Origin of the sequence: Paracoccus sp. FO-3 (genome assembly GCF_006386455.1) — a bacterium.
GTDB lineage: Bacteria > Pseudomonadota > Alphaproteobacteria > Rhodobacterales > Rhodobacteraceae > Paracoccus > Paracoccus versutus.
This window is the reverse complement of record NZ_VCBQ01000058.1, coordinates 20338-32447: the sequence shown is the minus strand read 5'-3', so window position 1 is coordinate 32447 and position 12110 is coordinate 20338. Positions and strand designations below refer to the sequence as shown.

Genomic DNA, 12110 nt, shown 5'->3' with positions numbered 1-12110 from the left:
GCCAGCGCCACCCGCTCGCCACCCGCCAGCAGCGCCATGGCCAGCGCCAGCGCCAGCAGGTCGGCGCGGTCGCGCTTGCTGGGCCGCTCGGCGCTGCCGGTGTAATCCATGCCCGCCGCGGCCGAGACCCAGATCGCCGCCGATTGCGCCACCTGCGCCTCGCGGTCGCGCACGAACTGCGCATCCGACCGGGCCGAGCGGCGCCAGTCGATGCTGCGCGCCGTATCGCCCGCCGTGGCCGGGCGGTATTGCCAGAAATCCTCGCCCATGCCGGCGCGGCGCTGGCCATGCGCGCCGGGCACCAGCGCCGCCGCCAGCCGCTCGGCCGACAGCATCAGCGCAGGCAAGGCGGCCGAGGCAGCCTCGGCGCCGGCGCGCAGCTGATCGGCCTGGGGTTTCACGCCGCCGCCCGCATCCGGTCGCCGAGCAGGCGCGCGATCACGCCCTCGATGGTCTCGCCGCGGGCGCGGGCGGCAAAGCTCAGCGCCATGCGGTGGCGCAGGACCGGGGCGGCCATGGCCTCGACATCGTCGAGCGTCGGCGCAAAGCGGCCGTTCAGCGCCGCCCGCGCCCGCGTGACCAGCGTCAGCGCCTGCGCCGCGCGCGGCCCCGGCCCCCAGACCAGCGTGTCGGCGATCCAGCCCGGCGCCTCGGGCGCGCCGGGACGCGCCGCGCGCACCAGGTCCAGGATCGCGTCCAGCACCGTCTCTCCCACCGGCATGCGCCGGATCAGCGCCTGCGCCGCGACCAGCCCCTCGGCGTCGAAGACGGCATGGGCCCGGCCCTGCTCGACCCCGGTCGTCGCCAGCAGGATGGCGCGCTCCGTGTCGCGGTCGGGATAGTCCACGTCGATCTGCAACAGGAAACGGTCGAGCTGCGCCTCGGGCAGCGGATAGGTGCCCTCCTGCTCGATCGGGTTCTGGGTGGCCAGCACGTGGAAGGGCCGGCCCAGCGGGCGATGCTCGCCGCCGATGGTGACCTCGCCCTCCTGCATGGCCTGCAGCAGCGCCGATTGCGTGCGCGGGCTGGCGCGGTTGATCTCGTCGGCCATCAGCAGCCGGGTGAAGACCGGCCCCTCGATGAAGCGGAAGGCGCGGGTGCCGTCGGGCCGGATGTCCAGCACCTCGGAGCCCAGGATGTCGGCCGGCATCAGGTCGGGGGTGAACTGGATGCGCGCCGAGTCGAGCCCCAGCACGGTGGCCAGCGTATCGACCAGCATGGTCTTGCCCAGCCCCGGCTGGCCGACCAGCAGGGCATGGCCGCCCGACAGGATCGCCGCCAGAACCTGCTCGACCACGGCATGCTGGCCGACGAAGCGATGCTCGACGCTGGCGCGGGCCTGGGCCAGGCGGTCGGTCAGCGTCAGGACTTCGGAAACCAGTTTCTCATTCTCGGCCATGACAATGCCCCGTTTCTGTTCTAGGACAACATAAAGGCAGGTGTGACGGGGTCCACAGGGAATGGAGGAAAAGACTGACAATGCCGTGAGCGATGCGGCCGGAATCGCCGCCGCGGCCAGCCGCGCCTCGAAAAAGGGGCCGCCGCCGGTGCATCTGTGGAACCCGCCCTTCTGCGGCGACCTGGACATGGAGATCCGCGCCGACGGCAGCTGGTTCTACAACGGCACGCCCATCGGCCGGCCGGAAATGGTGCGGCTTTTCGCCTCGATCCTGAAGCGCGAGGGGGATGGCTATTTCCTCGTCACCCCGGTCGAAAAGGTCGGCATCCGCGTGGTCGACGCGCCCTTCATCGCCGTCGATGCCGAAATCGGCGAAGACATCGTCTTCACCACCAATGTGGGCGACCGGGTCAGCGCCGGCCCCGAGCATGCGATAGAAATGCGCGGGACGCCGGAGGAGCCGCGGCCCTATGTCCATATCCGCCGCGGTCTTTGGGCACTGATCGACCGCAAGACATTCTACCGACTGGCCGATGCGGCTATGCCCGGCGAAAACGGGCGTATGGAATTGCACTCGGGAGGGACGGTCTTTCCCCTGGAGCCCTGACCATGGCGCGATTCGCCGCCAACCTGACCTATCTGTTCACCGAAATGCCCATGCTGCAGCGCTTCGCCGCCGCAAAGCGCGCGGGCTTTCGCGGGGTGGAAATCCTGTTTCCCTATGACCTCGCGGTCAAGGAACTGGCCCAGGCCGCGCAGGCGGCGGGGGTGGAGTTCGTGCTGATGAACACGCCGCCGCCGAACTGGGCCGGCGGCCCGCGCGGCTTTGCCGCCGAGCCGGGCAACGAATCGCGCTTTCGCGGCGATTTCGACCGTGCCCTGCGCTTTGGCCGGGCGCTGGGGGTCAAGCACCTGCATGTGATGGCCGGCAAGGCCCAGGGCGGGCTGGCGCGGCGCACCTTCGTCGAGAACCTGAAATGGGCCTGCGCCCGCGACGCCCGCGCCAGCCTGACCATCGAGCCGATGAACCGCAACGACATGCCGGGCTATTTCCTCGACAGTTTCGAACTGGCGGCCGAGATCCTGGACGAGGTCGGGGCCCCGAACCTGGGCCTGCAATTCGACGTCTATCATGCGCAGATGATCCATCGCGATGCGCTGACCGTCTGGCAGCGCCATGCCCGCCGGGTGCGGCACATCCAGATCTCGGACTGGCCCAGCCGGCACGAGCCGCGGCAGGGCGACATCGACTTCGCCGAACTGTTCCGCGCCATCGACGCCTCGGGCTATGGCGGCTGGGTGAGCGCCGAATACACCCCCCGCACCTCGACCGAGGCCGGGCTGCGCTGGCTGCGCCTGGCCTGACCGAGCGGCGGCGCGCGTCTGCCTGCGGTTTTCGGCCGTGTGCGCGCCGCACGGACCGCGTCCCCTCGGCTTGGACGGCAGGCGTTCGGCGGATTGGAGGCTTGCAGCCCTCGGCACCGGCCAAGCCACCCTGGACCTCGACCGAGGCCAAGCTGCGCTGGCTGCGCCTCGCCAGACCGGGCGGCGGGGCGCCCCTGCCTGCGGTTTTCGACCGCGTACCACCCACACGGACCGCGTCCCCTCGGCCTGGACGGCAGGCGTTCGGCGGATCGCGGGCTTGCAGCCCTCGGCACGGGCCAAGCCACCCGGCACCGCGACCGAGGCCAAGCTACACTGGCTGCGCCTGGCCCGATCGGGCGGCGGAGCGCCTCTGCCCGCGGTTTTCGACCGCGTGCGACCCGCCCGGACTGCGCCCCCTTGGTCTGGACGGCAGGCGTTCGGCGGATCGCGGGCTTGCAGCCCTCGGCACGGGCCAATCCACCCGGCACCGCGACTGAGGCCAAGCTGCGCTGGCTGCGCCTCGCCTGACCGGGCGGCGGGGCGCCTCTGCCTGCGGCTTTCGGCCGCGTGCGCCGCACGGACCGCGTCCCCTCGACCCGGACGATGCGTCGGCGGATCGCGGGCTTGCAGCCCTGGGGCACGGCCAAACCGCCCGGCACCGCGACAGAAGCCGGGCTTGCCGCGGCGGGGCGCTGTCCTTTGCGTTCCCCTCATGAGATTTGTCAGCCTGCTGGCGACTGTTCCTTGCGATCCCATGGCGGGGCTTGTCGGCCTTCGGATGAATGTCCTTTGCCACCCCCGGCAAGGCTTGCCGGCCTGCGAACAAATGGCCTCCGCGATCCCATGGTGGGATTTTCCGGTCGGCGGGCGAATATCCTTTGCGATCCCCTCGCAAGGTTTGCCAGCCCTCGAACCAAAGGCAGGTTCGGCGGAACCGATCCGCAGCACGCCGCCTCCGAACCGGAGTCGCAGCCCTGCGGCGAGCCGAGGTTTCGGCGCCAGGACCATGAGGGCGGCCCGTGGCAGGGAAAGAACGCCGCCGCAAAGCGCGTGGTGTTCGTCGGCGAATGCCGTGATCTTTGCGCTTCGCCGGCGCAGGATGCCACGGAAGGTCGGGGATAGCCGTTGCAATGCAACCGATCGACCCGCCGAGGGATCGAAGCCCTCGTTCTCCGGCAATGGCGCAGGCGCGGACCGGCGTGCCGCGCCGTTCGAATCCCGCCGTCCAGCCGCTTGTCGCGCCTGTCCCGGCCGCCGTTATCGAGGCTCAGCGGCTAGGCATCCCCCGGCCGCCGCCTTGCCATCGTTTCGGCCATCGCCGCGTGCCCGCTGGCCCTCAGCCCTGCGATGGCGCCCTGGTAATCGCGCGCCTCGCGGTTCTGGCTCAGCTTGGACTTTGCCAGCGTCCGGCGGATCTCGATGCGAAAGGCGACGATGCCGGCCAGCATCTGCTGCATGTAATCGGCCGGCGCATCGGCCATGCGCCAGGCATCGGCGCCGTTCAGCCGCCGCTCGTGGCTGCGGGTCAGCAGGCCGACCGCCGCGCGCTTGGCCCGCTCGTCATGCTGGAAGGCGATGCCGCCATGGACATGGACCACTTGGTAGTTCCAGGTCGGGACGTGGCGATGGTGCTCGGGCTTGGTCGGGTAGAAATTGGGCGAGACATAACCGTCCTCGCCGCGAAAGATCGCCAGCACCTCCTGGCCCTCGGCGATCAGCCGGTGCATGTCGTTGGCCAGCACCACATGGCCGATCAGCGTGCCGTCGGGGCCGGCCAGCAGCGGGACGTGGTTGGCGACCAGCCCCTCGGGGGTCTGCGCCACGATGCAGGCCAGGGGCGCCGCCTCGATGAGCGCGGCGATCTCCTGCGGGTCGATCTCGTGGAAATGCGGCGGGATATACATGGGCGATTCCGATGCTGGGACCGCCCGAGTTTGTCCGCTGGGCGCGCGGATGACAACGCCATCCGCCCACCGCAGTCGATGAACTAACAGGCTGCTGAAAAAGTCCTTGCGACAGGACAGCGCGGGCGGGGAGCCGGGAAATCCGCCTCAAATTTGCCGAAAACACCCCATTTTCGGGCCGATATTAGCTGGATCCAGAACGATTTCCGCTTCGCCGCCCTCTCAAAATCCTTTTTCAGCAGCCTGCTAATAGGCCGCGCTGCCGGTGCCGGCGGGAAGCGCGCCATAGGGAAGCCAGACGGTCTTGGTCCGGCTGGCGGCGCGCAGGAACTCGCGGCCCTGCGCCTGCGGATCGCTCCAGTCGCGCGGCGCCGGGGTCCAGACCGGGATCAGGGTCTCGGCCGCGGCGCGCTGCACCTCGGCCAGCCCCTCGCCCTGGCCGGCATGCCAGATCGCCGAGACGCCGTCATGGCCGGCCAGCGCCCGCGCCAGTTCGTCACGCGGGCCGGTGACGATATTGACCACGCCGCCCGGCACGTCCGAACAGGCCAGCACCTGCGCCAGCGTCAGCGCCGCCATCGGCCGGTCCTGCGACGGGATCGCCACCACCGCATTGCCCATGGCGATGGCCGGCAGCACCAGCGCCATGAAGCCCGCCAGCGGCGCGGCCGTGGGCGCGACCAGCCCCATGACGCCATGCGGCTCGGGCTGGACGTGGCACAGGTGGCCGGGCTTGGCCGAAACCGTGGCGCCGTCGTATTTGTCGGCGAAACCGGCATAGAAGAAGCAGCGGCGGATCGCCGCATCGACTTCGGCCGGGCTGGCGTAGCCGGCGAACTCGGCGCGGCGCTGCGCCAGGTTCTCGGCCAGGAAATACAGCACCTGCGCGCGGCCGTGGCCGCCCAGGCCCTGCCATTTCGTCAAGGCCCCCTGCGCCGCTTCGACCGCGTTGCGGATGTCCTTGCGGTTGCCCAGGGGCACCAGTTCGTCCTGCGCCGCATAGCTGGCGCCGCCGTCCGGGCGCTTCTGCGCGCCGCCGATGTAAAGCTTGACCGTGCGGTCGATCTCGGGCGCCTCGGCCGGGGCGATTTCCGACGGCGCCGGGTCGCGCTGCGCGGCGACCGGGGCGGCCAGATAGTCCAGCATCCCCTCGCGCCCGCCCTCGCGGCCATAGCCCGAATCGCGCAGGCCGCCAAAGGGCGCGGCGGCGTCGAAGAGGTTGGCGCAATTCACCCAGACCACGCCCGCCTTGATCCGCGCCGCCATGTCGGTGGCCACAGTCGCGCTTTCCGACCAGACCGAGGCCGCCAGCCCATAGCGGGTATTGTTGGCCAGGTCCGCCGCCTCGTCCGGGGTACGGAAGGTCGAGAACGTGGCGATGGGGCCGAAGATCTCCTCGACCATGCCGGGATTGGCGGGGGCGATGTTTCGCAGATAGCCCGGCGCGATGAAGCAGCCCGGCGCCGCGGCGCCGCCGACCAGTTCCGCCCCGGCGGCGGTCGCGCGGTCCAGGATGCGCAGGATGCGGTCCTTTTGCACCGGATCGACGATGGCGCCGACATCGGTGGACTTGTCGAGCGGCGCGCCCAGCCGCAGCTTGCCCATCCGCGCCCGCAACAGCGCCTCGAACCGCGCGGCGACCGATTCGGCGACCAGGATGCGCGAGCCGGCGCAGCAGACCTCGCCCTGGTTGAACCAGACCCCTTCGACCACGCCCTCGACCGCGGCGTCCAGGTCGGCGTCCTCCATGACCACGAAAGGCGACTTGCCGCCCAGTTCCAGCGTCAGCCGCTTGCCCGAGCCGGCGGTGGCACGGGCGATGCCGCGCCCGACCTCGGTCGAGCCGGTGAAGGCGATCTTGTCCACCGGGGCCTGAACCAGCGCCGCGCCGGTCTCGCCATCGCCGGTGACGATGTTCACCACCCCGGCGGGCAGGCCGACATGGGCGCAGATCTCGGCGAATGCCAGCGCGGTCAGCGGCGTGTATTCGGCAGGCTTCAGCACCACGCAATTGCCGGCGGCCAGGGCCGGCGCCACCTTCCAGGCCAGCATCAGCAGCGGAAAGTTCCAGGGGATGATCTGGCCGCAGACGCCCAAGGCGGCATGGCCGGGAAACTCGGTCTCGGCCAGTTCGGCCCAGCCGGCATGGTGGTAGAAATGCCGCACCACCAGCGGCACGTCGATGTCGCGGCTTTCGCGGATCGGCTTGCCGTTGTCCAGGCTCTCCAGCACCGCAAGGAAACGCTCGCGCTTCTGGATGGTGCGGGCGATGGCATAGAGAAAGCGCGCCCGGTCGTGCCCCGGCATGGCGCCCCAGCTGCGCTGCGCCCGGCGGGCGGCGCGCACCGCCTTTTGCACATCGCGGGCGGTGCCCTGCGTGACCTGCGCCAGTTCCTCGCCACTCGAGGGATCGCGGCTGGCGAAGGTCTCGCCCGGCCTGGTGAAACGCCCGGCGATGAAATGGCCGAAGCTGCCGCGTTCGCGCAGCCAGTCGCGGACGGCCGAGGCGTCCTCGGGCGCGGGACCGTATTCCATGCTTTCCATGATCTCGCTTACCTTCGGCATCATCACCCCGCGGCCAGACGATGGGCGGCTGCATAGCGCCCGGTGACGTGATGGGAAACCTGCCGCTCGATGTCGGAGAGCAGCGAGCTGGCACCGATGCGGAAAAGGCTCGGGTCCAGCCAGTCGCGGCCCAGCTCCTCGGCCATCAGCACCTGCCAGTTCAGCGCGTCCTTGGCCGTCTTCAGCCCGCCCGCCGGCTTGAAGCCGACGGCGAAGCCGGTCCGGTCGCGATAGTCGCGGATCGCCCGCAGCATGACCAGCGACACCGGCAGCGTGGCGTTCACCGGCTCCTTCCCGGTCGAGGTCTTGATGAAATCGGCGCCGGCCTGCATGGCGACATGGCTGGCCCTGGCGACATTGGTCAGGGTCTTCAGCTCGCCCGTCGCCAGGATCGCCTTCATCCGGGCCGCGCCGCAAGCCTCGCGCATCTCGCAGATCTCGTCGTAAAGCGCCGCCCATTCGCCGCGCAGCACCAGCGCGCGGGAAATCACGATGTCGATCTCGTCCGCGCCCTGGTCCAGCGCATAGCGGATCTCGGCCAGCCGCAGGTCGAGCGGCATCAGCCCGGCAGGAAAGCCGGTCGCGACCGAGGCGACGGGGATCGCGCTGCCCCGCAGCGCCCGTTTCGCCGCCGCCACCATGGTCGGATAGACGCAGACCGCGCCGGTGGTCAGGTGATCGACCCCCAGCGCCGCCAACTGGCCGGCATCGACCGGCTGGCGCGCCTTGGCGCAAAGCCGCGCCACGCGATCGGGCGTATCGTCGCCCGCCAGCGTGGTCAGGTCGATGCAGCGCACCGCGTTCAGAAGCCAGGCCGCCTGCCATTCCTTTTTCAGGCTGCGGCGCGCGGTCAGGCTCGCGGCGCGGCGCTCGGCCGCCGGGGTGTTGACCTGGATGTTCTCGAACCAGTCGAGGCGAAAATCGGTGCCGGGGTTCTTGCGCTCCATCGCTCAGCGCCCCCGCAGCCCGTCCCACCAGCGCCGCATCCGCCCGCGCGCCCGGTCGCGCGCCGCGTCGGCGCGGGCGTCGAGCCGGTCCCATGCCTCGTCCGCCGAACGCACGGCCGGATCGATGGTGCGCTCGCGGAACTGGTTCCACATCCGCCAAAGCAGGAACAGCAGCGCCCCCAGGATCAGCAGGATGATCTGTGCCGCCCAGTTGAAGGGCTTCACCTCGGGCCCCGCCACCGGCTTGATCGAGATGGCGTTGGGATAGACCGAGAGCCAGGCGATGCGCCAGCCGTATGAGGTCACGCTGACCCATTCCGGGCTCGCCGCGGTCGAGCGCAGGTCGGTCGCCTGCGCATGCAGGTTCGAGCTGTCGTATTTGAAATAGGGCGGCCAGATCCAGCCGGTATCCTCGTTGCGATAGACATGGGGCTTGCCGTTCGGGCGCACCGTGTCGATGAAGCGCACGTCGCGCTGGCCTTGGGCGTTCTGCACCGTGCCGGTATCGGGCGAGGCATAGAAGAACGCATTGGCGCCGATGTCGGTCAGCCGGTTGTAGGTGTTGGTGATGCGGACCGTCTGCTTCGAGGGCAGCGTGTAGTCCAGAAACAGAAAGACCACGATCCCGAAGATCACCCCAAGGACGGTCAGGAACCAGCGCATCGGCGCCCCCTCAATAGTAGTTCACGATCACGATGATCACGATGATCGCGACCACCGGCAGGACCAGCACCAGCAGGGCAAGCCGCCCCCGCAGGGTCTTGCTGAAGCCCACCATCGAACGCCGCACGAACTCGGCGCGTTCCGGGGACGGGCCCGCGCGCTCGGGATGGCGGCGATCCCATTCCTTTTCAAGCTCCTCGCGCCGCAGGCTGCGGACATAGGTTCCGATGAGCAGGTAAAAGACCAGCTCGACGAGCAGGACCATGCCGATCAGGCGAAGAAAGGCGATCATCGGGCAGACCCTGGTTGCGAAAAGCCAGCCCCATGGAAGGCCGGCGCGCCGCGACTGTCAATGACCCCATTGCCGCGCCGCCGCGCCCGGCCTAGCCTTGCGCCATGGACGCCCTTGCCCTCGAGATCGAAAACCGCCGCGACGACCTGGTCCGCCTGACCCAGGATCTGATCCGCATCCCGACGCTGAACCCGCCGGGCCGCAACTATCGCGAGATCTGCGAATACCTGCAGGCGCGGCTGGCGCCGCAGGGCTGGGCCTGCGAACTGGTCCGCGCCCATGGCGCGCCCGGCGACAGCGAGGCCTTTCCGCGCTGGAACCTGGTCGCCCGCCACCGCGGCCGCCCGCCCGGCGAATGCGTGCATTTCAACAGCCATCACGACGTGGTCGAGGTCGGCCACGGCTGGAGCCGCAATCCCTTCGCCGCGGAACTGGACGGCGGCCGCATCTACGGCCGCGGCGCCTGCGACATGAAGGGGGGCTTGGCCTCCAGCATCATCGCCGCGGAGGCTTTCGTGGCGCTCTACCCCGACCATCCCGGCCAGATCGAGATCAGCGCCACCGCGGACGAGGAATCGGGCGGCTTCGGCGGCGTGGCCTACCTGGCAGAACAGGGCGCCTTCGCCCATGTCGGCCATGTCATCATCCCCGAGCCGCTGCACAAGGACCGCATCTGCCTGGGCCATCGCGGCGTCTGGTGGGCCGAGATCGAGACGCGTGGCCGCATCGCCCACGGCTCGATGCCCTTCCTGGGCGACAGCGCCATCCGCCACATGGGCGCGGTGCTGGAGGAAATGGAGCGCACGCTGTTCCCGCTGCTGATGACCAAGCGCACCGAGATGCCGGTGATCCCCGAAGGGGCGCGGAACTCGACGCTGAACATCAACTCGATCCATGGCGGCGAGCCGGATCTCGGCCCGGATTTCACCGGCCTGCCCGCGCCCTGCGTCGCCGACCGCTGCCGCATCACCATCGACCGCCGCTTCCTGATCGAAGAGGAACTGTCCGAGGTCAAGCGCGAGGTCACGGCGCTGCTGGAAAAGGTCAGGGCGGCGCGCCCCGGTTTCACCTACGAGATCCGCGACCTCTTCGAGGTGGTCCCCAGCATGACCGACCGCGAGGCGCCGGTGGTGCGCTCGACCGCCGCCGCCATCCGGCGGGTGCTGGGCCGCGAGGCGGGCTATGTCGTCAGCCCCGGCACCTACGACCAGAAGCATATCGACCGCATCGGCAAGCTGCAGAATTGCATCGCCTACGGGCCGGGCGTGCTGGACCTGGCGCATCAGCCCGACGAATGGGTGGGCGTGCAGGACATGCAGGATTCCGCCCGCGTCATGGCGCTGGTGCTGGACGACATCCTGCGCGGCGCTTAGGGGATTCCCCCGACGGGCCGCCTGTGGCATGATCCGGCCAAAAGAACGAGCAGCCCAACGAGCAGCCCCATGGCCCAAGCATGACCCAGCGCCTGTCGATCAGCGCCATCATTTTCTTCGTCGTGATGATCCTCCTGGGCGTCTATTTCGCCTATGCGGCGGTGCAGGGCCCCTCGGGCATCCTGCGCCGGGTGCAGCTGCAGGCCGAGACGCAGGAACTGGTCCAGCAGCGCGACAAGCTGCAGGCCGAGGTGGACCGGATGCGCAACCTGGCGCGGCGGCTGTCGGACGAATACCTCGACATCGACCTGCTGGACGAACGCGCCCGCGACGTGCTGGGCCTGGTGCGCGCCGACGAGATCATCATCCGCTGACGGGCCTCCGGTTTCTCCGTTGTCCAAATACCCCTGCGGCCGCGCCGCCGGCGCGACCGGCGACGGCTGGGGCAAGCGGCTTTCCGCATCTGCCCTCTGGACGGATGCACAACGCCGGTTTACTTCCCCCGAAAGCTTCGCCTAGAATTAGTTTAACGCTGAACTATCCCCGCCCCGAGGAGGAGGCCCATGGTCAGAAAGCCCGCAGCCAAGCAAAGCACGCCCAACGTGTCCAAGGATGAGCTGCTCAAATACTACCGCGACATGCTGCTGATCCGGCGATTCGAGGAAAAGGCCGGCCAGCTTTACGGCATGGGCCTGATCGGCGGCTTCTGCCACCTCTACATCGGCCAGGAAGCCGTCGTCGTCGGCCTCGAGGCCGCGGCGAAGGAAGGCGACAAGCGCATCACCTCCTACCGCGACCACGGCCACATGCTGGCCTGCGGCATGGAAGCCCGCGGCGTGATGGCCGAGCTGACCGGCCGCATCGGCGGCTATTCCAAGGGCAAGGGCGGCTCGATGCACATGTTCAGCCGCGAAAAGCATTTCTACGGCGGCCATGGCATCGTCGCGGCGCAGGTGCCGCTGGGCGCGGGCCTGGCCTTCGCCGACAAGTATCTGGGCAACGACAACGTCACCTTCGTCTATTTCGGCGACGGCGCCTCGAACCAGGGCCAGGTCTACGAGACCTACAACATGGCCGAGCTGTGGAGCCTGCCCGTCGTCTTCGTCATCGAGAACAACCAATATGCCATGGGCACCTCGATGAAGCGCTCGACCAAGTCGACCACGCTCTACGGCCGCGGCGAAGCCTTCGGCATCAAGGGCGAACAGGTGGACGGCATGGACGTGCTGGCGGTCCGGGCCGCGGGCGAAAAGGCGGTGGCGCATTGCCGCGCCGGCAAGGGGCCCTACATCCTGGAAGTCATGACCTATCGCTATCGCGGCCATTCGATGTCCGACCCGGCGAAATACCGCACCCGCGAGGAAGTGCAGAAGATGCGCGACGAACGCGACGCCATCGAACATGTGCGCGAACTGCTGCTGCAAGGCCAGCATGCCTCCGAGGACGACCTCAAGGCCATCGACAAGGAGATCAAGGACATCGTGAACGATTCCGCCGAGTTCGCCAAGGAAAGCCCCGAGCCGCCGCTGGAGGAGCTCTGGACCGACATCTACGCCCAGGACGTGCCGCAGGGCGGCGCGGAACAGAACGCCTGAGGGGAGG

The 12110-nt window shown here is 69.2% G+C and carries 12 protein-coding genes; 5 read left to right on the top strand and 7 right to left on the bottom strand.

The window, feature by feature from the left end; genetic code table 11:
• A partial coding sequence (locus FE811_RS16250) for a DUF58 domain-containing protein (RefSeq protein ID WP_140848143.1) occupies nucleotides 1–401 on the bottom strand: 401 nt, incomplete at its 3' end.
• The gene (locus FE811_RS16245; protein ID WP_036755694.1) at nucleotides 398–1399 is read right to left on the bottom strand and encodes a MoxR family ATPase; all 1002 of its coding nucleotides are present in this window, start codon (nucleotides 1397–1399) and stop codon (nucleotides 398–400) included. The genes FE811_RS16250 and FE811_RS16245, both read right to left, overlap by 4 nt.
• A 61-nt stretch (nucleotides 1400–1460) precedes the next feature.
• Between FE811_RS16245 and FE811_RS16240 the strand changes: the two genes are divergently transcribed.
• Together FE811_RS16240 and FE811_RS16235 are read left to right on the top strand one after the other, a co-directional pair.
• Nucleotides 1461–2006 carry a DUF1285 domain-containing protein gene (locus FE811_RS16240; protein WP_072460837.1) on the top strand — a complete coding sequence of 182 codons (546 nt, stop codon included), beginning with the start codon at nucleotides 1461–1463 and terminating at the stop codon, nucleotides 2004–2006.
• A 2-nt stretch (nucleotides 2007–2008) separates the two neighbouring features.
• Nucleotides 2009–2764, top strand: a complete 756-nt coding sequence (locus FE811_RS16235) for a hydroxypyruvate isomerase family protein (RefSeq protein ID WP_036755700.1) — start codon at nucleotides 2009–2011, stop codon at nucleotides 2762–2764.
• 1274 nt (nucleotides 2765–4038) lie between these two features.
• Here the strand turns inward: FE811_RS16235 and FE811_RS16230 are convergent.
• The 5 genes from FE811_RS16230 to FE811_RS16210 all read right to left on the bottom strand — a co-directional run bounded on the left by FE811_RS16230 (nucleotide 4039) and on the right by FE811_RS16210 (nucleotide 9135).
• Nucleotides 4039–4668 (bottom strand): FMN-binding negative transcriptional regulator, encoded by a 630-nt coding sequence (locus FE811_RS16230; RefSeq protein WP_116221141.1) that lies wholly within the window; start codon nucleotides 4666–4668, stop codon nucleotides 4039–4041.
• A 246-nt stretch (nucleotides 4669–4914) separates the two neighbouring features.
• Nucleotides 4915–7233 carry an aldehyde dehydrogenase family protein gene (locus tag FE811_RS16225; protein ID WP_116221709.1) on the bottom strand — a complete coding sequence of 773 codons (2319 nt, stop codon included), beginning with the start codon at nucleotides 7231–7233 and terminating at the stop codon, nucleotides 4915–4917.
• 2 nt (nucleotides 7234–7235) lie between these two features.
• The gene (gene deoC / locus FE811_RS16220) at nucleotides 7236–8180 is read right to left on the bottom strand and encodes a deoxyribose-phosphate aldolase (RefSeq protein WP_116221142.1); all 945 of its coding nucleotides are present in this window, start codon (nucleotides 8178–8180) and stop codon (nucleotides 7236–7238) included.
• 3 nt (nucleotides 8181–8183) lie between these two features.
• Complete coding sequence (locus FE811_RS16215) at nucleotides 8184–8843, bottom strand: DUF1523 family protein (RefSeq protein ID WP_036755708.1); 660 nt, start codon at nucleotides 8841–8843, stop codon at nucleotides 8184–8186.
• Between the two features lie 10 nt (nucleotides 8844–8853).
• Nucleotides 8854–9135 (bottom strand): hypothetical protein, encoded by a 282-nt coding sequence (locus FE811_RS16210; RefSeq protein ID WP_116221143.1) that lies wholly within the window; start codon nucleotides 9133–9135, stop codon nucleotides 8854–8856.
• 104 nt (nucleotides 9136–9239) lie between these two features.
• Here FE811_RS16210 and FE811_RS16205 point away from each other — a divergent pair, with 104 nt between their 5' ends.
• The 3 genes from FE811_RS16205 (at nucleotide 9240) to pdhA (ending at nucleotide 12103) form a co-directional block, all read left to right on the top strand.
• Entirely contained in the window at nucleotides 9240–10508 is a 1269-nt protein-coding gene (locus tag FE811_RS16205) for an acetylornithine deacetylase/succinyl-diaminopimelate desuccinylase family protein (protein WP_116221144.1), read from the top strand.
• 80 nt (nucleotides 10509–10588) lie between these two features.
• Nucleotides 10589–10882 carry a septum formation initiator family protein gene (locus FE811_RS16200; protein ID WP_036755717.1) on the top strand — a complete coding sequence of 98 codons (294 nt, stop codon included), beginning with the start codon at nucleotides 10589–10591 and terminating at the stop codon, nucleotides 10880–10882.
• Nucleotides 10883–11071: 189 nt separating this feature from the next.
• Complete coding sequence (pdhA, locus tag FE811_RS16195; RefSeq protein ID WP_036755720.1) at nucleotides 11072–12103, top strand: pyruvate dehydrogenase (acetyl-transferring) E1 component subunit alpha; 1032 nt, start codon at nucleotides 11072–11074, stop codon at nucleotides 12101–12103.
• Nucleotides 12104–12110: the final 7 nt, after the last annotated feature.